The organism is Thermosipho japonicus (assembly GCF_014201655.1).
Lineage (GTDB): Bacteria > Thermotogota > Thermotogae > Thermotogales > Fervidobacteriaceae > Thermosipho > Thermosipho japonicus.
This window is the reverse complement of record NZ_JACHEX010000002.1, coordinates 222,563-245,727: the sequence shown is the minus strand read 5'-3', so window position 1 is coordinate 245,727 and position 23,165 is coordinate 222,563. Positions and strand designations below refer to the sequence as shown.

Genomic DNA, 23,165 nt, shown 5'->3' with positions numbered 1-23,165 from the left:
ACCACCTCAAATTGATTATATCATTCTCATTTTACACGATAATATAGTAATTATTACACTTTCTTTAGTTTTGTAAATTTTCAGAATTTCCTTTTTTCTTAAAAATTTTCCTTATTAATTTAAAAGTATAATATACAATAACTGCAAAAGTAACACCAAATATAATGCCTGATAGGTCAATAATTACATCGTTTAATGAGGAACCACGATTGTAATACTGCTGGGTATATTCATCTAAAACTGCTATAAGATTTGGGAAGGTTATAGCAAGTAGAATCGAAAAAAATTTTTTAATAAGCAAATGAAAACCAAAAAAGCTAAAAAAGCCTAGTATAAAATATAGGCCAAAATGTGCGGTTTTTCTTACTAACATTTCCGCAGGAACGTATTGGGTTTTAAACCATAGCTTCTTTAAAAATATTTCCATCTTTTTAAACAACGTGGTATCTGAAAAGTCTATTATCTGGTCTATTTTTCTTAATACCCTAGTGACAAAAGATGATTGTTGTGATGAATAAAGAGGATTACGTGAGGAAAAATAAAATATTAGTAAGATCCAAAGTATGATTATTATGAAAATAAAGATTGCTTTTTTCTTCATTTATTATCACCGTCATATTTAAAAAGTTCTAATTTGTATATTATAAAAATTGAAAATAAAACAGAAATAACTAAAGAAATATATGGATAATAGAGGAAATAAAATCCATTTAGTGAAAAGATCAAATATATTATTAGAAAAAGAAATTCAGCTTTTCTCCTATCTTTTACCTTTTTAAACACTTTATCAAAGATATTGTTTTTGTCATCTTCTACCAAGTGCTTTTTGTAGATTATTTTTCTAAACATAACCACAGTTGTATCTAATAAATATGGTAAAAGAACTATGATAGAAGCAAAAAAGTATATATATCCTTTTGAAAGGGAAGAAATTACTGAAATTCCAAAAATACTTCCAATAGCATACTTCCCAGTATTTCCTAGGAAAACTTTCCTTATTGAGAAATTATAAACTACATACGCGATTAAAGAGCCAGAAATGGAAAGTAGAAAGTATTTATTGAATGGAACTGAGATAGTTAAAACTAAAAAAAGTGAGGAGATTAAAAATACAATAGAAAGAGGCTTTCTTTTTTCCTCTTTATTTTGTATTGAGTTAACTATAAATATAAAGAACAAAATAGCTATTATTAAATCAACTGGATTTGATAAATATTGACTTGTTGCAAGGTACCCTAATAATGCTTCTATTAAAAGCTTTATTAAATAATTTATTGTTTTTAAGTCAAGGTAAATACCTAAAAATCCAAATATAATAATATAAAATTTTTGAAAAATATTAAACGGTGTACAAAGTAATAGTGAAAAAATAATAGATAATCCATCAAAATATGGTATGGAACTTTTTTTATCAATAATATTGTATTTAATAGATATTTTTCTTATTATAGGAAGTGATATAAGTGATAATAAAAACGAAAGAATAAAAGACCAGAGCATTTTTTCCTCCTATACTTCGTTTTTTTCTAATTTTTCCGTATTCTTTAAAATTTGGTTGAAAATTTCCGATTTTTCTGATGCTTTTTCAACGTGTTTTCCTTCAAGTAAATCGTATCTGATAGCATTGGAAAGCGATGATAATATTTCAAGCAAATCATCAATGTCGTCACCTAAAATCTTTTTATCTTTGGTAGCGAGGTTAAATTCTTCAATAAATTTTTCAAATATTTTTAAAACATCAATAGATGCTATTGTTGAAAGCTTTTGGTTTATGAGTTTGAGCTTTATAATATCACTTTTTGTCACCTCTTGCTTTAAAAACACTTTTTCTAAATAGCTAAATAACTCATTATAAATGCTTGCTTTTAATTCAAGAATTTTTAAATTTTCTTCTTTAAGCATTTCTACTTCAGTTTGTTTGTTTAAAAGAAGTGATGTAATTAGTATAGTTATGACGGTTCCTATAAGAGCGGCAAGAATTTCTTGGGAATAGGGAAAGTCGGAATTAGAATAATACATTTCTCTGAATAAGAAATATGTAATTATTGATAGAGCAACTGCCAATACCATTATCAAAAGATTTTTATTTTTTAATGACAAATAGAACACCCTTTCTTTTTAGTTTTCAAACTCTTTATTATCATATTTTAAAAGAGACAGTTTAATTGTTAAAATAGTCAGCATAAATCCTGTAAGAAAAAGTGAAAGTTTATCGTATTTTATGTATAAAATACCTAGTAGACAAAAAATAGAACTTATCAAAGCCATTGTGAAAAACGTTTTTCTTTTATCTTTTAATCTTTTGTAAAGTTTATCATAAATGTGATCTCTGTCACCTTCAAAAGGTGATTTTCCAGCAAGAACTCTTCTAGTCATACTTGTAAATGTGTCCAGGAAAAAAGGACTTAAAATTATTAAAGCTGCTATAGTGTGTGATAAACTCTTGGAAAAAGATGAAATAACGGAAACTCCTAAAATTGCTCCGATTGTGTAACTTCCCATATCACCCATGAAAATTTTTGCAGGTGGAAAGTTGAATAAAAGGTAAGCAAGTAATGATCCAATAAGTGATATTAAATAATATTTATCATTTGGAAATGTGACGGTCCATATAAGTCCAAATGCAGCTATGGTTGAAGTTATTGCACAAACTCCATCCATTCCATCCATCATATTTACAGAGTTAATCAAAAAAGCGTAAAAAATTGTGGCAATAATTAATTCAATAGGATTTGTTAAAAATCTTGTAGATACAAGAAATCCTATTATAAATTCTATAGTTAATCTTAACCAAGGGTTTATTGATTTTAGATCGTCATAAAGTCCCATTAAACTAAGAACTACAATATACAGTTTTCTAAATAGGCTAAATGGCGTAAAAATCAGAAATGAGAAAACAAACGCTGCACCACCTAAATAAGGAGTTGATTTCTCGTGGTTTTTAAGTTTGTTATCTGGTTTGTCAACTATACCAAATTTAAAAGCTATTTTTCTCAAAAAAGGTATTAAAATAAGTGTCAGAATAAAAGAACCAACGAATACATAGAGCATATAAAACCTCCTTAAAATTTAAGATATAAAGGATGTATTTACATATGATATTTTATCATAACTAAGATAAGAAAACTATTTTCCTTAAAATTTAACATTTATACTTGACGAATGATAAATGATATTAGATAATATAAAATGAAAATATAAAGTTACTGAAAATAAGACAGGAGGTGAGAATATGCCAATGTATAGGTATGTATGTAAGAGTTGTGGTCACGAAAAAGTAGAACTTCATTCTATTAACGATAATCCTGATATCACCTGTGATGTTTGTGGTTCAAAAATGGAAAGAGCAATTGGAAGAGTTGGTATAGTTTTTAAAGGCAGTGGTTTTTATATTACAGATAGTAGAAAATCTTCTTCAACTTCTTCAAGTGATAGTTCTTCAAAATAAATTAAAAGCCCCCATTAAATGGGGGCTGATTATTATCCTACTTTAACTTTACAAATTAAAGAGGTTTTACATTTGCTGCTTGTGGACCTTTTTGTCCATCTTGAACGTCAAATTCAACTTCTTGACCTTCTTTTAATGTTTTGAAACCATCTGTTTGGATTGCACTCCAGTGTACGAAGATATCTTCTCCGTCCTCCTTAGTAATGAATCCATAACCTTTTTTTGCATCAAACCACTTTACTGTACCTTTCATAAAAAAACGCCTCCTCGTAAATCTTTTTACATTCCCCGTTTCCTTCCGGGGTTGATTAGAGTATACACCCATTATTATTTTTTGTCAACAACTTGTTTTTAAAAACAACAGTAATTTCTCCTTTTACACCTGATGAAAAGTGTTCAATAGCCTCTGAAATTGCTCCTTTAAAGTATTCTTGATATATTTTTGTAAGTTCTCTTGCAATAAATATTTCAACATCTCCAATTATTTCAAAAATATCTTTTAGAGTTTTTAATAACCTTTCTGGACTTTCAAAAAACACGAAAACTTCTGCAAGATTTTCTTCTTTAATCATTCTTAAAAGTCTTCTTCTTTTTTTATCACGAGGCATAAACCCCAGGAATAAAAATCTATTTCCATAGAATCCGCTCGCACTTAATGCTGTAATGGGTGCACTGGGGCCAGGGATAACATCCCAGGGAATATTATTTTCAAGGCATATATTTACTAGTTCTGTACCTGGATCAGATATAACAGGCATTCCAGCGTCAGAGATATATGCTACGTTTTTATTATCTTTTAGTAATTCTAAAATTTTGTTTTTCTTTTTTATTGATGAATGTTCATTAAATGAATCCACAGGCTTTTTTATATCAAAAAAATTTAAGAGCTTTAAAGCTCTTCTTGTATCTTCAGCAAAAATATAATCTATCTCTTCTCGGAGTATTCTCAGCGCTCTCAATGTAATATCTTCCAAATTTCCAATGGGTGTTCCAATTAAATATAGCATTTAAACTTCATCCTTTCATTTTCAGCTAGGGAAATTATTTCATTTATTTTTTCGAATCTTTTAAGTTGAAATCTTTTACTAAACGATTTGTAGAGAGAATTCTTTAATTCTTCTATATCAATTTCTTTTGCAAGATCCAATCCATATTGGGTTATAGGCTCATTTCCATCTTTAAAACATTTTTCAATTCCTGTAGTTGTTTTAAGTACTATTGAACCATGCTGCAATACAAAACTTTTTGTTCTCATTTGTGCACTTCCTATAATTTTTTTCTCATTAAGTACTATTTCATACCATGATGGAGCATCAAAGCATAACTGAGTATTTCCCCTACTAGAGTGAGAAACAATCTCAGCGGGGATACCTATATTATTTAATGCCTCAACAATAATAGTAGAAATTTCTTTATAAAGCTTTAAAACAGAGAGTCTATACAATGGGTCGGTATTTGGAATAATAAAGCTGTATGTTAACTCTTCACTATGTAAAACAGCTCTTCCACCTGTAGGTCTTTTAACACAATCGATCCCATTTTCTTTCAAATATGTAGTATTTACTACTTCAACTGATTGATTTTTACCAAGGGATAAAGTAGGATTTTTCCAAGTATATAGTCTAAAGTAAGAGCTTTGGCTTTTGCCCAAAACATAATCAATTGCCATATTCAAATCTCCAGGTATTTTCCAAGTCTCTATGTAAAACATTTACAACCTCCTAAATGCATCTAAGACACTTTCAGCAATTGCTGTATTTTTATCCTTTTCTATTGGAGCAGCTCCTATAATACTTTCTTCTACATTTTTATATTCTTTGGTAAGGTGAGTTATTAAAAAGTTTTTTCCGGCTAAAGAAACTTCAGCTATATCATCAACGGATATTACAAAATCGTGTATGTTTTCAAGAGCATTTAAAACAGCATTTCCAATTACAATAGGTATATTTCTACTTGTTTTAGGACCGGAAAATTCACCGGACATTTTTTCCTGCCCATGTACGATTTCAACAGAAACTTTAATATTTTTACCTTCGTTTTTTACGTCTAATTTTTCAAGTCTGTAAGGTAAGACTTTAGAAGTTTCAATTTTGGAATTTAGTTGTGCTATACTTATAACTTTTCTGTCAATTTTAATACCAAGGCTTGCAAATAAAACTGTCTCTATATCTCGGACAATTTGCTTTGGAAGTTTTTCATCATCTGCAACTACATGAAGTTCAACAATTTCTTCATCTTCAACAACAGCTTTTGCAGCCTGAATTCCAGGAATCTTAGTTAATACTTCCTCGATGTTTGAAACATTAATCATAAGCTATCCCCCCATTTGAGCAACGAACCTCCTAAATTTTTCAAAATCGTCTATAAATTTTTCCAAAATTTTCCACTTTTCTTCGGAAAAAATTTCTTCTAATTCAAGCTTAAACGTTCCAACAACTTTGTCTTTAATTTCCATAACAGGATAGTATTTCCCAGAAGGCAGTTTATATTTTTCCTTTAAAAATCTGAAGAATTCGGCATATAGATTTTTATGTGGATCATTAATGATTCCGAAGAAATATATACCATCATCAGTTAATGACATTTTTAGAAATCCTATTTTTTTACCATTTATATTCATAATTTTTTCATAAGCTTCATTGTCAATTATTTTTGCAAAATTAAGCCAAGGCTTTCCGGTAATTTCTTCTGAAAACATTTCTTTTGATACCAGTGATTTTTCACCACCAACAGCAAGAAAATGAGTTTGAAGTGGAAACCTTATAATTCCAGCTTGAACCTTAGAAATTGTGCTTTTATTAAAAATAGCGTTGTATAATGCTTCAAATTCTTCGTTGACATAATCTTTTATTTTGTACAACGATGGAGATTTTAAAAACGGACTTGTGATTGAAATACCATAAAAAAACTTACCATCAGGGGTAAAGCCAGCACTTAATGCAAAATCATTATCGCTTGAAACAGAAACCAATATTAGATGTTTGTGAAAAACATCCAATTTTTCTTTATAACTATTTAGAAAATCTAAGAGTTTTTCTTTGTCGCTGGATAGTATATTTTCCAACTTTTTACCAATATAACTTAACTTTTCGGGGCCGAAATATACCATTTTTCTTTTAAACTCCCTCTTGCTTAATTTCAACTATTTCGTTTTTTTCATTCATTATAATCACTTTTGGGCCTTTATATTCATTGCTATCATACATAGCAAACGCCATTATAATTACTCTGTCTCCTTGCTCTACTAATCTTGCTGCAGCACCATTTACCACTATCTTTTTACTTCCCTTTTCTTCGGGAATAATGTAAGTTGCAAATCTTTGACCATTATTTACATCGGCAACTAAAACTAATTCATAAGGTTTCAAGCCGGCCTTTTCTAACAACTCCGTATCAATTCCTATACTTCCCATGTAATTAATGCTTTTGTCTGTTACTTTGGCCATATGAATTTTAGATTTTAACATTATCTCTTGCATACTAATCCTCCTTGTTTTCTAAAGGTAATTCGAATATAAATCCATTCCCATTTTCATCGGGTTCAACCCAAATTTTTCCATTATGTTCATCTTCAATTATTTTCTTACAGATCGGTAAACCTAAACCTGTACCGTGTACCTTTGTAGTAAAAAATGGGGTAAATAATTTTTCAAGAATATCTCTTGATATAGGTTTTCCTTCATTCCATATTTTTACTTGTACAGTTTTTAATAACTTTTTAACCTCTATTATTATTTTACCACCAATAGGTGTCTCATCAATAGCATTTTGAATTAAGTTTATTAAAACTTGCTTGATTCTAGATTTATCCGCATAAATTTCTATATTTTCCTGATCTGTCTTAAATTCAAAGAGTATGTTTTTTTCCTTAATCCTATCTTCGTGTAGAATGTAGACTTCAGAAATCAATTCGTTTAAATTGAATTCTGAAAATTCTATAATTTTTTTATCTCTACTAAACTCAAGAATTTCTGAAACAATACTTTCAAGCCTTACAATTTCGTCGGATATTATTTTTAAATATTTTGATCTTTTATTTTCATCATTTGCGTATTTTTCAAGTCGCTTTACAAATCCTCCGAGAACAGAAATTGGATTTCTTAATTCATGAACAACTCTTGCAGCCATTTCACCAAGTGCAGCTAATTTTTCTTGCTTCTTTCTTTCTTTTTCTAAAATAACTCTTTCCGAGACATCTTCAAAAGTTACAATTACACCTTTAAGAATTATTCTTTCAGAGTCCCATAGTGGAGAAAAAGATACATCAAAGTATTTTTCCTGTCCCATTACTGGTATTAGGTAATTTGAAAGTTTAATCTCTTCTTTTAATTTTAACACTTCAAGAGCCATACTTTCTATATCTTCAAATTCCCCACCTAAAAAGGCTAATCTTTTTTCTAACATTTGTTCTTTTGTTCTACCAAAGTAATATTCTGCTCTTTCATTCCATTCGGTTATTTTACCATCTTTTCCTAAGACAACAACAGCTGCTGAAAGATTTTGTAAAATAAGATCCGAAAATTCCTTTAAATACTCTACAAGATTTTTTTGTTTTTCAAGATTCAATGTTTTTTCTTTTAACTCTTGGTAATTTATTGAATTTTCAATTGCAAGCCCTGCACTATCCGAGATAAGTCTTAAGATTTCTATATCTACACTATCAATTTCATGCTTTGAAAATTTATTGTCTAATATTACAACCCCGATTGTGTCATTCTTACCTATTAAAGGTACAATTACAAATTCATCTACTCCAAGAAGCGGTACTAGAAAATCTACTTCTTCTAATCCGTCTAAAATTTTTTTGTTAACATGAACAATTTTTCTTCTTAGAACAGCCCTTTCAAGAAATCTACTAGCACCATATGGAATAATCTTATCTTTAATTTGCTTAGTTAATTCTCCCTCGAGATCTAAGCCCAATGATTCTTCACGGAGGTATTGAACCACATCTGCATATCTCATAGCACGTTGATTTGCTTTTTTCCATATTGTTTCTACTTCCTCTTCATTTGCAGGTCCAATCCATGCTTTACCGATAAGAGAATTTTTTTCAAAATCTTTTAAAAGTAAAAGTGCTCGATTAAATCCAAGGGTTCTTCCGGATGTAAGACCTATTAATAATATCTTCAAGACATTTTTTGGATCACTACTACTTCGCATTGCCTGACTGATATAGTGAACTATGCTCATTTTTCGCAGTTGCTCTTTTTGCTCTTCTATTAACCTTTCGTGTTCTTTTTTTAGTTCATTTAGTTTGTCAATTTCATTTTGGAGCTTTTTATAATACACAAGTCTTGAGATTGCAAGTTGGAATCTTTTTACTGAGGCAACCACAAGTTCTAGATCAAAATCTTCATAACTTTTTTCCGGGATGTATCCTTCACCGTGTAGTTTGTTTATGAAAATCAACCACCCATCTTCTGTGCCGTTTAAAGGTATACTCATTACCGACTTTATTTTTACATTAAAATTTTTAAAATCTATATTGATGCTTCTCAAAATTTGCGGTTCACTTTTAAATACATTTATTGAAAAATCAGAAAAACCTGGTATTAAACTTTCAGAAGGTTCAACTGGATAGGAATATTCAATAAAATAATCTTCTCCTGCTTTTTTGGCTAAAAACACAAATTCACTTGGAATGTACTTATAAAGTTTTCCTACAAAATTTTTTTTGAGCTCTCCTAGACTATCACTTTTTTCAAATATGTCTGTAAGTTGTAGTATCTTTTCTAATTTTTCTTTTCTTCTATTAATTAAGAAAAGATCATAAACTAACGCAAAAAACTTTGAAAATTCATCTATAAAAATTTGATCTTTTTCAAATTTTCCTCCTACTATTATTGCGCCTATTTTTCTACCTTCAAATTCTAAAGGTATAATCTGTTTGTTGAAATTTTCATCATTAGCTTTTATTTTTTTTCCAGCATTGATACCAGCAACTATCCTGAAAATATTTTTTCTTTCTTCAAAGATTGCTAAACTTAATTCATTGACTTTAAGATGTTTTTTTAATGAATCAACTAACTTTTCCAAACTTTCATTTGGATATCCTTTTTCAAACAAGTTATTTACAGCCTCATATATTAATGAATATTCTATCATTAAAATCACCCCAATCTAATTTTAACATAAAATATAACCTATTAAAAAAATAAAATGGCTTCGGAAGAGTCCGAAGCCATTAGAAATTTTGTATTAGATTTTAATTATTCCTGAAATTCATATAAAACGAAATTACCATCTTTTCCCTTAATTAACATATTGATTTCATCTGTTTCCATATTTCTAAAAACGAAGAATTCATGATTCATAACTTCCATTTGCGCGATTGCTTCTTCAACACTTGTTATCATTAGATTTACTCTTTTAACTGATGATATCTTTTCTTTAGACTCTTCTACAGGCATTTCGTCTGTAAAGACCTCACCAAGACCCTTCAAATTTGATTTATTTCTAGTTCTTGCATATTCTCTTTCCCTTTTTAATTTTTTTTCGAATGCATCTGATAGGATATCAATTAAGTTGTAAATATCATCGGAAGTTTCTGTAACTACAAGATCTTTGCCGAGATAATGCATCATTGCTTTTCCAATAAAACTAGTAGCATCTTTTTCTAATTTAATATCAAGATGGACTTCGTCTTCTAAAACCCTATCAACCTTTTGAAATCTTTTTTCAATATAATTTTTTACAGCATTTGTTAAATCAAATCCTTTTGCAGATACTCTGTAATCCATAAAACCACCTCCTAAAGTTCTTCTTTCAGATTTCTAAGTCTAAAGTTTACATCTGGTGCTAATTCTAGCAAATAAAAAGTTAACGTTAATAATATGAACATAATTTTTAAAAATATATTACTTTGATGTATCTTTTTATCTATCGCTATTATTAATGATATCACAAGTGAGCCGGAAATAAGAAATAACAAGGGAAAGAAATATGATAAAAAACAAAACAAAATAGATAAAATAACGTAGTTATAGAAAATTAAAACATTATTTTTAAGAAATTCTGGTAAACTTGAGCACCATTTATATGCTATTAAAAGATAGCCAAGGATCCCTACCAAGAATATCGTATTAGATATATAAATACTTTTATTTGTGAAACTGAAAAAGAAATTTGCAGCAAAGCCTAGTGAGAAAAATACAGATACAAAAGCTACGAGGTCATCACCAGGAAGGCTGGCTGAAAATAACTTAGAAAGGTTTTTTTCCATAATGTGGAGGCTAATTCCTCCATTCCCCCCTTTCAAATATTAACTACTGACAACAAATCCAAAGACTTCTGGACCAGTATGGATTCCGACTGCTGCGCTTATTTGAGTAATATCCTTTATATTGAAATGTTGCACTAATCTATCTATATATTTCTTATATTCTTTACTACCATAGGCTGCTAAAAAATACGGATCGCTTATTTGATGTTCTTTTAAGAAGCTTTCACCAAGCTCAATAAGCTTATTTACAAGTGAAGAAAGTTTTCTTTCCATTGCAATTGATTCTACGGCACCCGTTTCATCAACACTCAAAATTGGTTTTATTTTTAACATCTTTCCAAGTAAAGCCTTTGCTTTTCCAATTCGTCCGCCTTTTTCAAGGTATTTTAAATCCATAACGGCAAAGTACATTTTTAAATTTTTTCTTATCTTATCAACTATATCTTGTGTGATTTCTATATCTTTTTCTGCATATTCAACTAGTTTTCTAAAAATTGCGTATGATTCTATACTTGTGGTTTTTAAGTCTAATACCTTTACTTTGTCTTTAAAATTCTGACTTATCATTTGGAACATATTAAATGTTCCACTTAATTTACTTGATAATGAAAGCATGTATATTTTGTCATATTCATCGTACAACTTTTTAATTAGTTCTTCAGTTTCTTTAGGGTTAGGCAAAGAAGTTGAAAAATTTTCTGCATCTTTAAGCATCTCGTAAAATTGATCAACTGTTAAATTAACTTTGTCTACAAACTCTTTACCGTCAATTATAACCCTTAGTGGGGCAAAGAGTATTGGATATTTTGTTTTAACATTTGGCATATCAAAGGAAGAATCAGCTATAAATGCAATCATATAACTATCCTCCCAAATACTTATGTGGATCTATTTCTTTTTTTATATCCTCTGTTACTATTATAACATTTTCGCCATCACAATGTAAAAAACCGTCATCAATAACGTATTCGTATGTTTGTGTGTTATCTTTTGCAACAACTTTGTCAACTTTTAGTTTAGCAATTATTGGAGCACGCCTTTCAAGTAATCCCATTTCCCCTTCAACAGTTCTAACAGTTACCACGGTAACATCCTTTTCAAACATTAAACCGTTTGGTGAATAAATTTTTAGCTTCAAAATGATCCCTCCCAGATAAAATGCGTGAGCAACTTGCCCACGCATTATTTTTTCTGTAATTGCTTTGCTTTTTCAACAGCCTCATCAATTGTTCCAACCATATAGAAGGCCATTTCTGGTAAGTCATCATATTTTCCTTCTAATATTTCTTTAAATCCTCTAATTGTTTCATTTATAGGAACATATTTTCCAGGAATGTTACTGAACTTTTCAGCAACGTGAACTGGTTGACTTAAGAATCTTTCTATTTTTCTAGCTCTTTGAACTATTAATTTATCTTCCTCAGAAAGTTCTTCCATACCAAGAATAGCAATAATATCTTGGAGATCTTTATATCTCTGCAATATTTCTTGGACACCTCTTGCTACTTCATAGTGTTCTTGGCCAATAATGTTAGGATCGAGCATTTTTGATGTTGAATCAAGAGGATCAACTGCAGGATATAGACCAAGTGCAGCCCTTCTTCTTGACAAAACAACCGTTGCATCAAGGTGAGTGAATGTAGTTGCTGGTGCAGGGTCAGTAATATCGTCTGCAGGAACGTAAATTGCTTGAACTGAAGTAATAGACCCTTTTTTGGTTGAAGTAATTCTTTCCTGTAATTCACCCATATCGGTTGCTAATGTTGGCTGGTAACCAACAGCAGATGGCATTCTTCCGAGTAACGCCGACACCTCACTACCTGCTTGAACGAATCTGAAGATATTGTCAATAAATAATAATACATCTCTTCCTTCTACATCTCTAAAATATTCAGCCATTGTTAATGCAGTTAATGCTACCCTAAACCTTGCTCCTGGTGGCTCATTCATTTGCCCGAAAACAAGGACAGTGTTATCTAAAACTTCTGCTTCTTGCATATCAAGATACAATTCATTTCCTTCCCTAGTTCTTTCACCAACTCCTGCAAACATAGAAAATCCGTGGTGCTCAATTGCTATATTTCTAATAAGCTCCATAACCAAAACTGTTTTTCCAACACCAGCACCGCCGAAAAATCCTATTTTTCCACCTTTTGGGAATGGAGCAAGAAGGTCAATAACTTTTATACCAGTCTCTAAAATTTCAACTGATGTTGATTGTTCAGTGATTGAAGGTGGAGCTTTGTGGATTGGCCAATATTCAACGTCTTTGATTTCATTTTCTTTACCATCTATAGGCTCTCCAATAACATTAAACATTCTACCAAGAGCACCTTTTCCAACAGGTACTTTAATAGGTTCTCCTGTGTTTTCAACCTCTAATCCTCTCATCAAACCATCTGTTGTATCAAGTGCAACAGTTCTAACAGCGTTATCACCAATTAGTTGTTCAACTTCAAGTACTAATTTTTTTCCTGTTTGTGGATTTATGACAACAAGAGCATCGTATATATCAGGTAGATCTCCTTCTTCAAATTGCACGTCAACAACTGGACCAATTACTCTTAGGATCTTTCCTTTAGACTTTTTTGACACTTTATATCACGCTCCTTTAAAATTATTCCTCTTGCAGTGCTTGAGCGCCAGAAACTATTTCAATAAGCTCCTGGGTTATTGAAGCTTGTCTTTCTTTATTAAACTCAAGAGTAAGTTCTCTAATCACTTCATCAGCGTTTTCTGTAGCATTTCTCATAGCATTTTGTCGTGAGTATAATTCACTAACTTTTGTTTCATATGCGTAAGAGTATATACTTGTTGCTACATAAAATACCAGAGCTGAATCTACTAGATTTTCTAGTTCAGGTTCGTATTCATATCTTGAAGATTTGGTGTTTTCAATTTCAATTGGGGTAAGTTGTACAATTTCAGGTTTTTGCATAAGTCTATTTTTAAATTTTCCGTATACTACAAAAATTTTTCCAACCCCATCATTTACTAAATCATTTGTTAATGTTTTGGCAAAATCAAATGTAGGAACATCATAAATTCTTTCATAAATTCTCCTGGTACTTTTATGCTTTTTAAAGAAGGGAATTGTTTTATTTCCTATCGCATAAACGTAATCAATACCTTCTTTTTCAACAAAATTCAATGCGGCTCTTCCTATCTCAGTTGGAAAAGCACCACACAAACCCATATCGGTTGAAATAACGACTAGAGCTTTTTTCCCTTCACCGGTTATAAATGGATGATTACCTACAAACTCTATATTTTCAAGAATTCGCTTTGTTTCATTTAAAAATTCTCTAACACCTTCCAAATTTTTTTCTACTTTCTTTACTCTGGCAGTAGCAACCATTTCCATTGCCTTGGTGATTTTTTTTAGTGATTCGGTTGATTGAACTCTCTTTTTAATTGAAAGTAACTTTCCTCTACTCATTTAGCATCACTTCCCATATACTTTGACAAATTCACTTTTGAATTCTTCAATTGCTTCTTTTAGCATTTTTTCAGTTTCTTCTGAAAGATCTTTCTCCTCTCTAATTTTGTTTAAAATTTCTGACTTTTTATCTTTTAGAAATTCTATTAATTTTTTTTCAAAGAGTCTTACTTTTTCCACTTCAAGATCATCCAGATAGCCGTTTATACCTGCATATAGAACAGCAACTTGTTCTTCAACTTCCATAGGAGCGTATTGTTCTTGTTTCATTAGTTCCATTAATCTTTGACCTCTAGTAATTTGTGCTTGAGTTGCTGGATCAAGTTCTGTAGCAAACTGAGCAAATGTTTCAAGTTCTTGGTATTGTGCAAGGTCGAGTTTTAATGAACCTGCAACCTTTTTCATGGCTTTGATTTGTGCAGCTCCACCAACACGGGAAACAGAAAGTCCTATATTTACAGCAGGTCTTTGCCCTGCATAGAATAGAGATGGTTCAAGATAAATTTGTCCATCAGTTATTGAAATAACATTTGTTGGAATATATGCGGATATGTCATTTGCTTGAGTTTCAATAATTGGTAGAGCGGTTAAAGAGCCTCCACCGTATTTTTCATCTAATCTTGCTGCTCTTTCAAGAAGTCTAGAGTGTAAATAGAAAACATCTCCTGGATAAGCTTCACGTCCAGGTGGCCTTCTAAGTAAAAGAGAAAGTTGTCTGTATGCAACAGCATGCTTTGAAAGGTCATCATAAATAACTAATGCATCTTTTCCATTATAGAGGAAGTATTCCCCCATTGCACAGCCTGCGTATGGAGCAATGTATTGCAATGCGGCATTATCTGCAGCACTTGCAACAACAACTGTGGTGTATTCCATTGCTCCTGCTTCTTTTAGTTTACTAACTAATCTTGCAACAGCAGATGCTTTTTGACCTATTGCAACATATACACAATATACACCTTTTCCTTTTTGGTTTATTATTGTGTCAATTGCTATTGCAGTTTTACCTGTTTGCCTATCACCAATTATTAATTCCCTTTGACCTCTTCCAATTGGAATCAAAGCATCAATTATTTTTATACCTGTTTGAAGAGGTGTATCAACTGGTTTTCTGTAAATAACACCAGGTGCTTTTACTTCAACATCTCTAAACTCTTTTGCTTCAATTGGTCCAAGGCCATCTACAGGTTCACCAAGTGGGTTTACAACTCTACCAAGGAGTGCTTCACCAACAGGAACTTGCATTATTTTCTTTAATCTTCTTACAGTATGTCCTTCTTTAATTCCTTTATAATCACCTAGAATTATTATACCTACATTATCTTCTTCTAAGTTAAATGCAACACCTATTGTCCCGGTTTCAACAAACTCAACCATTTCATTGGCCATAACGTTATTTAAGCCGTATGCTCTTGCAATTCCATCACCGACTTGTATAACCTTACCAACATCTTCTAAATTAATTTCTTCTTTAAATCCTTCAATTTTTGATTCAAGTACTTTTACAATTTCTCCGGGATTTATTCTCAAGATTTCACCCCTTTCTTAAGAAAAAAACTTCCTTAGCAATCTTGTCCATTCTTCCCTTTATTGACACATCTATCATTTTTCCAGCAAATTCTATAACTGCTCCTGCAATTAAAGATTCGTCAATTGTTTCTTCAATTACAGGGGTTTTACCGACATATTTTTCTACAAAATCATTTATAACTTTTATCTCTTGGTCTGATAACTTTACAGCAGTTTTAACATTAACCAATATCTTATTTTCAATATCAATAGCAGCATATTTATAAAGTGCTTGCATTTGAGGAATAAATTTTTCTCTTTTGTTTTCAAAAACAATATTGATAAAGTTTAAGAAAGCTTCATCTGGGCTTTCTTTAAAAATTTCCTCAAATGCTTGTTTTATTACAAGAACCTTTTGTTCTGGTTTTACAATTGGATTGTTGAAAAATGTTGCAAAACTTCCATAAATATCCTTTACAAAAGATAGAAATTCACCATATTTTTCAATTTTATTTAATTTTTGCCCGACAATCAATAACGCTTTAACATATTTGCTGGCTATAACAGAATATCTCATTTTTCAGACCCCTTTAAAACTTTCACAAGATATTCCCTCTTTGCCTTTTCGTCCAATGTGCCTTTGAGAACTTTCATTGCAAGAGCAACCGCGATTTCTCCAACCCTTTGTTCCACTTCCTTTATCATTTCTGCACGTTGCCTTTCAATTTCATCTTTTGCTGCAGCTATGATTTTAGAAGCTTCATCTTCAGCTTTTTTCTTGGCATCGCTTATAATATTTTCAGCTTCGTCTTTTGCCTTTTTAATTATTGAATCAGCTTCGCTTCTAATTTTCCTTAGTTCTTCTGTTGCTTCATTTTTAAGCTTTTCAGCTTCTTTCCTTAATTGTTCAGCTTTTGCTATTTCTCCTTCTATCTTTTCTTTTCTTGCGTCCATAACCTCAAAATATTTATCGTAGAGGAATTTCTTTAAGAAGTATAAAAGTAACAAAAAACTCATCAGTTGCACAACTGATGTCAAATTAATTTCAAACATATCCATAATATCGCCTCACATTATAATGTAAGAAGTATTAAGAAAGCAATCAAAAGGGAGTAAATACCTGTTGATTCAGCAACAGCGTCTGCAAGTAACATACGAGTTGTGATTGTTCCAACCATTTCAGGTTGTCTTGCCATTGCATCCATTGCATGTGCACCAATGTTACCTTCACCTATACCAGGACCAATAGCTCCTATACCCATTGCAAGACCTGCACCGATTGCTTTACCCATGATGATTAATGCATCTGCCAAGCTTTTTTCCATAAGTACCAACCTCCTCTTAAAGATTTATGATATTTTTTCTGAAATATATGCAACTGCTAACATTGAAAACACAAGTGCTTGAACCAAACCGACAAACATACCAAAGTAACCCCAAAATACAACAGGCATAAATAGATACTTAACTAGATACGAGAGCATAAATGTTAAAATTGCACCTCCACCAATGTTTCCAAAAAGCCTTAAAGAGTGAGAGATTGGTTTTGCAAGTTCACCAATGATATTCATCGGAAGCATTATTGGTGTTGGTTCCATCCATGATTTAAGCCATCCACCAAATCCCTTTGCTTTAATTGCAAACGCATGGCTTATTACAAAGACCATTAATGCATAAGTTAGATTTGTATTCAGATCAGCGGTTGGTGAAAACCAAGTATCCTGGAAGAGAGTAAATTTAACGTGACCATCTATCACACTTACATTTATACCTGGAATTGCACCACCAATTATGTTAGCGATCGATATGTAGATAAACAAGGTGGTTGCAATCATAAAGGTAGGCTTTACAAACTTTGGATCATCAATAACACTTTCTACAACTTCATACATAAAGTCCATTACAGATTCAGATAGAGCTTGCTTTCTATCTGGAATAACTTTAAAATTTTTTCCAACGCGTACTGCGAAAATAATAAGGCCTATAATTATAGCCCAACTCATTATTAGAGTTAGAGGATTAATTCGTGTGTACCAAGCTTTTGTATCAGAAAATTGTACTATCCATCTGTTGGCAAGTCCTTTTGTTACCTCAGCAGTGTCTTTCGGTACAAAGTAGATGGCATTGATAATTCCAACTACAGTATAAATTATTAAAAATATTAAAAGACCTGTGCTAATCTTTTTTTTCATGCCAGCCACCTCCAAATAAAAAGCCCACTAGATACGCAGAAATTTTTACATTTATCAATCCTAAAAAAGCACTAATAATTGCTGTGAGTTTTTCTTCAAAAATGACTCCCACTAAAAGAAAAATACTGGCTGAAAAAATGTAACGAATGTAATATCCTTTTTTGCTGATTTTTCTTTTCAAATTCAGACTAATTATATCGTGATATAGCGAAATTATGTATAAAATTGCGCCAAGTGTACCTAAAATGTAACTTACTATAAACGTCGTTTTGTTTTTTGTAATAATACTACCAATAGTTATTACAATTAAAGCTATAAATATTATAACATAAATAAATTGTTTAACTATTTTTTCGTCTTTCATTTTTATCAACCTTTTCAACTTCTTTCAGTAGTTGCCGTATAGCGTTATAAATACCAGATATAGCACCGAAAAACAGAAAAATAATTACGAATAATTTGTCTTTTTCAAAAATTTTATCAAGCCATTTTCCAATAAAATAGCCTACTACGATATTACCTATTACCGTTGCTCCAAAAAGAGTTAAAAGGTTTAATTTGTTTAATTCTTTTATGACATTGTCCTTTTTCATACTATAAAAATATCTCTTGGAAGACTACTTAAAACTTCACAGCCGCTTTCAGTGAGCAGAATATCGTCCTCGATTCTAATACCAAACTTGTTTGGTAAATAAATTCCTGGTTCTACAGTTACAACGGAATTTGCTGGTAATTTTTCATTGTTTAAATAACTTAATCTTGGTTCTTCATGTACTTCTAATCCTATACCATGCCCTAATGAGTGTCCAAAATACTCTCCGTATCCTTCATCTTTAATGTGTTCTCTAGCAGCAAGGTCAATTTCAGCACCTGTTAAAGATGCTCTAGCAATTTCTATAGCTTTTTCTTGAGCTTTGTATACAACATTGTGAACTTTTTTGACTTCTTCAGAAGGCTCACCGATACAGAATACTCTAGTTAAATCACTTGCGTATCCTTTGTAAAATGCTCCCCAGTCAACAACAACAGGCTCGCCTTTTTCTATGGTTTTTTCACTTGCTATTCCGTGTGGAAGGGAACCACGCCATCCGGACGCAACGATTGTATCAAATGAAAATTTATCTCCACCAAGCATTTTAATTTGGTATTCAAGGTAAGCTGCAAATTCTTTTTCAGTCATACCAACTTTAACGATTTCCAGAGTTTTTTTGAAAGCTTCTTCTGCAATATAAATTGCCTTCCTTATTAATTCAATTTCCTCATCTGTTTTAACCGCTCTAAGCCTTAAAAGCTCTTGTGAGACATCTATAAATTCAACACCATCAAGCTTATTGATTAAATATTCCATAACTTTTGCTGACGTTTTATCTTTTTCAATTCCAACGTTTTTTGCTTTAATATCTTTTAGGAGTTCAACTATAAGATCTAAAAATTTTTTATCACCTTTGAACTTTACAAGATCAAATTCTGATTCCAATTTTACTTGTTCCCAATATCTTGAATCAGTTGCAATTATCCTTTTATCTTTTGAAAATATTATACCAGAAAAGCTTCCACTAAAACCAGAAATAAATCTTGTAGTTGGTTTGTTAGAGCCTTCAAAATTAAGAACTAATAAAGTATCTAATCCTTTTTCGTTTAGTAAATTTACTAAATTCATCATTTTCCCCCTTTCATTTTTCACTTGGTGTGCCTGGCGGGATTTGAACCCGCAACCTCTGGATCCGGAGTCCAGGGCTCTATCCAATTGAGCTACAGGCACTTACCTAAACTAATATAATTTTACCACCACTTTTCAAAAAATTCTTCCCATTTTTTTCAAATTCTTTTTTTGTAATGACTATATTATATTTTTTGTCAAGTGTATCGGGATTTGAATATGTAAAATTTCCAATACTTAAGTGCAAAAAGGCTATTGAATAATCTTTGGTTAGTGCGTCAGCTTTAATCTTTTTTGAAGGTGGAACTTCATAAAATAATACGTTTTCTTCCCTTAGATCTAAATTTAAAAATTTTTCTTTTCTAAATTTTTGAGCAACACTTGGATTTTGTACAAAATCCATAAAGATTTGTCTTGCGCTAAAGGCGTCATCATCTTTAATACCAAAGGAGCTTGCCATTTTTGTAGTTAGCCGTTCATCTATTAAAAAAACATCGTATCCTTTTTCTACTAATTTATTTGCAAATGTTAGAACTTTAAGGCTCTGTGTTGAGTAATTTCCACTCATCGACAATGGTATGCCCATGACGATTTTTTTGGTATTTGAGATAATTTTCATAATATCTTTAGTTTTTACAGTGCCACTTTTTGAAATAAAGTTGTTTCCTATTGCGTATCCGCATTTGTTATTTCCATAGTCTATTGCTATTATCATTGTACACCTCTATATCTCAAGATATGTATCATACATATCTCTTTCTTCTATTATTTTATAAATATCCTTTATCGAGTTATTTAGCAAAAACATAGTATATCTTTCAAAGTATCTAAGTTCAAATTCACGTTCAATATTTCTAAGTATCTTTTTTCTTTCTTTGTAATCCTTTATCGCTTGATTTAATATTTTCGGAGAAATTGATGCGCTTTTAGAGAAATTTAAAAATTCTTCTTTGTTTTTTATATTATTTTCAAAGAATTCTTTTACTACATTTTCTAGGTTTTCTGGAAATAGTTTTTTTAGATGTTCCATTCTTTTTTTGGCGTCTTCTTCGTCGAAATAGAGTTGCAAAATGGTATATGAATCACCTGAAACTGCATCTATCAATTCTTTAACTGAAAGTGGAAAATCAAAAAGTCTTATTTCTGAACCATTAGGAAGCATCGAAGGAAGTCCATCTGAATTTGTTGATGATACCAATTTTTTTATTCTTCCTTTTTTAATAAGTGTACTTATAGCCTTTTTTTGGAAATCCTCTAAAATAGGGCTGTAGAATACCAGATCTTTAAATTTGTATCCTTTGGTAATTAATTTTTCATAGAATTTTGTTACGTAATTATAGTTTGAAAACAAGAATGCAATAGAATCAACTTCATAGTCAATAGTCTTTTTTGAATTTCTTCTATCTTCAAGGCCAAAATTTAGTTTTCTTTCTTCGCTGTATAAAGGAATGTTGGTATCAAATTTATATAGACTAGTAATTATCAATTTTTCTTTTTTTAATTTCTCTAGAAGTTTTTCATACATTTCAGTTGATAGAGCTGACAAAATATGCATTTCATTAAATACGATAAAGTCGAAATCATCAACTGGAATTTGTTCTTCAACTATCATAACCGCATTTGTAATGACATGGTTTGAAATTTTTCTATTTAAAGAATTTACAAATGAAAGGTCCTTAGGTGAGTGCCTTGAGAGGCTTTCATATACATGAAGTGCCTCAATGTTATTTGGATTTACTATTAAAGTTTTTCCTTTTTGCATTAAAAGCATTAAAAAGGCATTTCTTGTCATTGGATCCATTTGTAAAACAAAAGGCCTTTGGATATGAAGATACTTTTCAACTTTTTCATACCTTTGAGAAAGCTCATCAAAAACTCCAAAATGTTTGAATTCTTCTTGTTTTTGTGATTTCCAGTCATTTGTAAATGAATATATAAAGTATTTATCGTTGTAATCTTCTTCATGGACGGAAGAAATTTTAAAATCTAAAATATTTAAAATAGGTCCAACTCCATTTTTTCTTATATTTGCAACAACATCTAATGATGTAAGAAAAGCTTGAATTGCAGGTATATCATAATAATTCTTTCTAAGACCAAATCCGATGCCTTCCACAGTTTGTTTGTTTTTACCTTTAAGGATCATCCTTACGTTGGAGTTGGTGTTTCCAAAGAATCGTATTCTATCAACAATACTATCTTTAATTAAGAAAACAGGTTCAGGATTTCCATGGCCAAATGGTTCCAAATACCTGAGGGAATCTATAATTTCATCATTTATATCATCGACTTCTAAAATAGAATCTATCTCAATTTTTGAGTCTACTTCGAAAAATGTATTTCCAAATTTTTCTGATATTGCTTCAATTAATTCTGGTATTTTCTCGTCCTTTATGCTGAATCCGATTGCCATTGGATGGCCACCAAATTCTTCGAAATAACTTGCAAAGTCTGATAAAACTTCTAAAATATTTACACTGTCCACACTTCTACCTGAACCTCTTCCAATTCCGTTTTCCAAAGATACAACTAAAGAAGGTTTGTTATATTTTTGAACTAATTTTGTAGCCACAATTCCTAAAACACCTGCATGCCAGTTGTCACCGCTCACAATTAAAATTGGCAGATCTTTAATTTTAGAATGTTCAATTTTTTCTATTGCTTCTTTGAAGATTTTGTTTTCAATCTCTTGTCTAGTAAAGTTGTATCCCATTAACATTTCAGCAAGTTGTTCTGCAGAAGAAATATTATCAGTCATTATTAGTTTATAGGCATCTTCTGCTGAATAAAGTCTTCCCGCTGCATTCAATTTTGGTGCAAGTCTGTATCCTATATCTTGACTTGATATATTTGTAATATTTAATTTTTTCATAAGTTGTAAAAGACCAATTCTGTGAGTTGCATTAAGTTTCTTTAAACCTTCTTTTACTATATATCGATTTTCATCTACCAAATCCACCATATCAGCTATTGTTCCTAATGCAACAATATCTAATACTTCATCAACTTCATCATCTGGAATTCCAAGTTCTTGTGCGACTGCTGAAATTAATTTATATGCTACTCCAACTCCTGCAAAGTCCCTGAAAGGGTATGTTTCATCTTCTCTTTTTGGATCAACCACAGCGTGAGCTTCAGGAATTTTATCTTTGATCGTATGATGATCGGTTATAATGACGTACATCCCTAGTTCTCTTGCTTTTTCAACTGCTTCAAAACTTGTTATTCCGCAATCAACGCTCAGGAGAACTCTGTAGCCTTTTTTAAAATATTCTTCTACAACTTGTGGTTGTATACCATAACCCTCATCAAGACGGTTTGGAATGTAATAATCAACTTTCCAACCATATTTTGAGAGGAAAGTTACTAGGGTGGCCACACCGGTGATACCATCTACATCGTAATCACCATAAACAAACACTGGAAGCTTTTTTTCTCTTGCTTCCAATAAATACTTAACAGCCTTATCCATGTCTTTTAGCAAAAATGGAGAGCGAAGGTGTTTTTTAGATGGGTATAGGAATTTTTCAATTTCTTCAAAATCTGTATAGCCTCTTGTTACCAATAACTGAGAAGTTAAAAAAGGAAGATTTAACTCCTCAGAGATCTTCTGAGCAAGCTCCTTATTAAATTTTTTTAATTCCCATTTCACTATCCTACTCCTTTCTTTTTTATTTTTTCTTTTGTAATTA

Annotated in this window: 28 protein-coding genes and 1 tRNA gene; 1 reads left to right on the top strand and 28 read right to left on the bottom strand. The window is 31.1% G+C overall.

All coding sequences use genetic code 11. The annotated features are described in order from the left end of the window. Positions 1-64: 64 nt before the first annotated feature. The 4 genes from HNP65_RS05135 to HNP65_RS05120 are packed head-to-tail and all read right to left on the bottom strand — an operon-like array spanning position 65 to position 3,051. Entirely contained in the window at positions 65-601 is a 537-nt protein-coding gene (locus HNP65_RS05135) for a VanZ family protein (protein ID WP_184619239.1), read from the bottom strand. Next, positions 598-1,500 (bottom strand): hypothetical protein, encoded by a 903-nt coding sequence (locus tag HNP65_RS05130; RefSeq protein ID WP_184619238.1) that lies wholly within the window; start codon positions 1,498-1,500, stop codon positions 598-600. The genes HNP65_RS05135 and HNP65_RS05130 overlap by 4 nt, the downstream gene beginning before the upstream one ends. A 9-nt stretch (positions 1,501-1,509) precedes the next feature. After that, a complete protein-coding gene (locus tag HNP65_RS05125; protein ID WP_246348192.1) occupies positions 1,510-2,100 on the bottom strand; it encodes a hypothetical protein in 591 nt (196 codons plus the stop codon). A gap of 18 nt (positions 2,101-2,118) precedes the next feature. Then, positions 2,119-3,051 carry a glycosyltransferase family 4 protein gene (locus HNP65_RS05120; protein ID WP_184619237.1) on the bottom strand — a complete coding sequence of 311 codons (933 nt, stop codon included), beginning with the start codon at positions 3,049-3,051 and terminating at the stop codon, positions 2,119-2,121. A 181-nt stretch (positions 3,052-3,232) separates the two neighbouring features. On the opposite strand from HNP65_RS05120, the gene HNP65_RS05115 reads away from it, so the two are divergent. Beyond that, positions 3,233-3,448, top strand: coding sequence for an FmdB family zinc ribbon protein (locus tag HNP65_RS05115; protein WP_184619236.1), 216 nt, complete (start codon positions 3,233-3,235; stop codon positions 3,446-3,448). A 55-nt stretch (positions 3,449-3,503) separates the two neighbouring features. Here the strand turns inward: HNP65_RS05115 and HNP65_RS05110 are convergent, their stop codons facing one another. The 24 genes from HNP65_RS05110 to recJ form a co-directional block, all read right to left on the bottom strand. Continuing rightward, entirely contained in the window at positions 3,504-3,701 is a 198-nt protein-coding gene (locus HNP65_RS05110) for a cold shock domain-containing protein (RefSeq protein WP_004100538.1), read from the bottom strand. Positions 3,702-3,756: 55 nt separating this feature from the next. Further along, positions 3,757-4,455: a 16S rRNA (cytidine(1402)-2'-O)-methyltransferase gene (gene rsmI, locus HNP65_RS05105; RefSeq protein WP_184619235.1), complete on the bottom strand. Its 699-nt coding sequence runs from the start codon at positions 4,453-4,455 to the stop codon at positions 3,757-3,759. After that, positions 4,443-5,159: a lipoate--protein ligase family protein gene (locus HNP65_RS05100; RefSeq protein ID WP_184619234.1), complete on the bottom strand. Its 717-nt coding sequence runs from the start codon at positions 5,157-5,159 to the stop codon at positions 4,443-4,445. Before HNP65_RS05100 ends, rsmI begins: the two co-directional genes overlap by 13 nt. After that, on the bottom strand, positions 5,160-5,759 hold the full coding sequence (locus tag HNP65_RS05095) for a hypothetical protein (protein WP_184619233.1): 600 nt from the start codon (positions 5,757-5,759) through the stop codon (positions 5,160-5,162). Positions 5,760-5,762: 3 nt separating this feature from the next. After that, the gene (locus tag HNP65_RS05090) at positions 5,763-6,557 is read right to left on the bottom strand and encodes a DUF4895 domain-containing protein (RefSeq protein WP_184619232.1); all 795 of its coding nucleotides are present in this window, start codon (positions 6,555-6,557) and stop codon (positions 5,763-5,765) included. Positions 6,558-6,564: 7 nt separating this feature from the next. After that, positions 6,565-6,927 (bottom strand): aspartate 1-decarboxylase, encoded by a 363-nt coding sequence (gene panD / locus HNP65_RS05085; RefSeq protein ID WP_184619231.1) that lies wholly within the window; start codon positions 6,925-6,927, stop codon positions 6,565-6,567. A 1-nt stretch (position 6,928) separates the two neighbouring features. Continuing rightward, a complete protein-coding gene (locus tag HNP65_RS05080) occupies positions 6,929-9,556 on the bottom strand; it encodes a GAF domain-containing sensor histidine kinase (protein WP_184619230.1) in 2,628 nt (875 codons plus the stop codon). Positions 9,557-9,660: 104 nt separating this feature from the next. Beyond that, complete coding sequence (locus tag HNP65_RS05075; protein ID WP_184619229.1) at positions 9,661-10,191, bottom strand: ribosome hibernation promotion factor; 531 nt, start codon at positions 10,189-10,191, stop codon at positions 9,661-9,663. Between the two features lie 11 nt (positions 10,192-10,202). Further along, positions 10,203-10,673 (bottom strand): hypothetical protein, encoded by a 471-nt coding sequence (locus HNP65_RS05070; protein ID WP_184619228.1) that lies wholly within the window; start codon positions 10,671-10,673, stop codon positions 10,203-10,205. A 39-nt stretch (positions 10,674-10,712) separates the two neighbouring features. Further along, on the bottom strand, positions 10,713-11,531 hold the full coding sequence (locus HNP65_RS05065) for a DegV family protein (protein ID WP_184619227.1): 819 nt from the start codon (positions 11,529-11,531) through the stop codon (positions 10,713-10,715). Positions 11,532-11,535: 4 nt separating this feature from the next. Further along, entirely contained in the window at positions 11,536-11,811 is a 276-nt protein-coding gene (locus HNP65_RS05060; protein ID WP_004100557.1) for a F0F1 ATP synthase subunit epsilon, read from the bottom strand. A 44-nt stretch (positions 11,812-11,855) separates the two neighbouring features. Further along, positions 11,856-13,268 carry a F0F1 ATP synthase subunit beta gene (atpD, locus tag HNP65_RS05055; RefSeq protein WP_184619226.1) on the bottom strand — a complete coding sequence of 471 codons (1,413 nt, stop codon included), beginning with the start codon at positions 13,266-13,268 and terminating at the stop codon, positions 11,856-11,858. 22 nt (positions 13,269-13,290) lie between these two features. Further along, the gene (gene atpG / locus HNP65_RS05050) at positions 13,291-14,112 is read right to left on the bottom strand and encodes an ATP synthase F1 subunit gamma (protein ID WP_184619225.1); all 822 of its coding nucleotides are present in this window, start codon (positions 14,110-14,112) and stop codon (positions 13,291-13,293) included. A 6-nt stretch (positions 14,113-14,118) separates the two neighbouring features. After that, positions 14,119-15,642, bottom strand: coding sequence for a F0F1 ATP synthase subunit alpha (gene atpA / locus HNP65_RS05045; protein ID WP_004100563.1), 1,524 nt, complete (start codon positions 15,640-15,642; stop codon positions 14,119-14,121). Positions 15,643-15,646: 4 nt separating this feature from the next. Continuing rightward, the gene (locus HNP65_RS05040) at positions 15,647-16,198 is read right to left on the bottom strand and encodes a F0F1 ATP synthase subunit delta (protein ID WP_184619224.1); all 552 of its coding nucleotides are present in this window, start codon (positions 16,196-16,198) and stop codon (positions 15,647-15,649) included. Further along, complete coding sequence (gene atpF / locus HNP65_RS05035; RefSeq protein ID WP_004100568.1) at positions 16,195-16,680, bottom strand: F0F1 ATP synthase subunit B; 486 nt, start codon at positions 16,678-16,680, stop codon at positions 16,195-16,197. Before atpF ends, HNP65_RS05040 begins: the two co-directional genes overlap by 4 nt. 14 nt (positions 16,681-16,694) lie before the next feature. Next, on the bottom strand, positions 16,695-16,946 hold the full coding sequence (locus HNP65_RS05030) for a F0F1 ATP synthase subunit C (RefSeq protein WP_004100570.1): 252 nt from the start codon (positions 16,944-16,946) through the stop codon (positions 16,695-16,697). A gap of 24 nt (positions 16,947-16,970) precedes the next feature. After that, entirely contained in the window at positions 16,971-17,813 is an 843-nt protein-coding gene (gene atpB, locus HNP65_RS05025; protein WP_184619223.1) for a F0F1 ATP synthase subunit A, read from the bottom strand. Next, entirely contained in the window at positions 17,797-18,177 is a 381-nt protein-coding gene (locus HNP65_RS05020; RefSeq protein ID WP_184619222.1) for an ATPase, read from the bottom strand. The genes atpB and HNP65_RS05020 overlap by 17 nt, the downstream gene beginning before the upstream one ends. Next, a complete protein-coding gene (locus HNP65_RS05015) occupies positions 18,155-18,406 on the bottom strand; it encodes an AtpZ/AtpI family protein (RefSeq protein WP_184619221.1) in 252 nt (83 codons plus the stop codon). The genes HNP65_RS05020 and HNP65_RS05015 overlap by 23 nt, the downstream gene beginning before the upstream one ends. After that, a complete protein-coding gene (locus HNP65_RS05010) occupies positions 18,403-19,473 on the bottom strand; it encodes an aminopeptidase P family protein (protein ID WP_184619220.1) in 1,071 nt (356 codons plus the stop codon). Before HNP65_RS05010 ends, HNP65_RS05015 begins: the two co-directional genes overlap by 4 nt. 25 nt (positions 19,474-19,498) lie before the next feature. Beyond that, positions 19,499-19,575, bottom strand: a tRNA-Arg gene (locus tag HNP65_RS05005). Positions 19,576-19,579: 4 nt separating this feature from the next. Beyond that, positions 19,580-20,188, bottom strand: a complete 609-nt coding sequence (gene ruvX / locus HNP65_RS05000; protein WP_184619219.1) for a Holliday junction resolvase RuvX — start codon at positions 20,186-20,188, stop codon at positions 19,580-19,582. 9 nt (positions 20,189-20,197) lie between these two features. Then, a complete protein-coding gene (gene recJ / locus HNP65_RS04995) occupies positions 20,198-23,125 on the bottom strand; it encodes a single-stranded-DNA-specific exonuclease RecJ (protein ID WP_184619218.1) in 2,928 nt (975 codons plus the stop codon). Positions 23,126-23,165 lie beyond the last annotated feature (40 nt).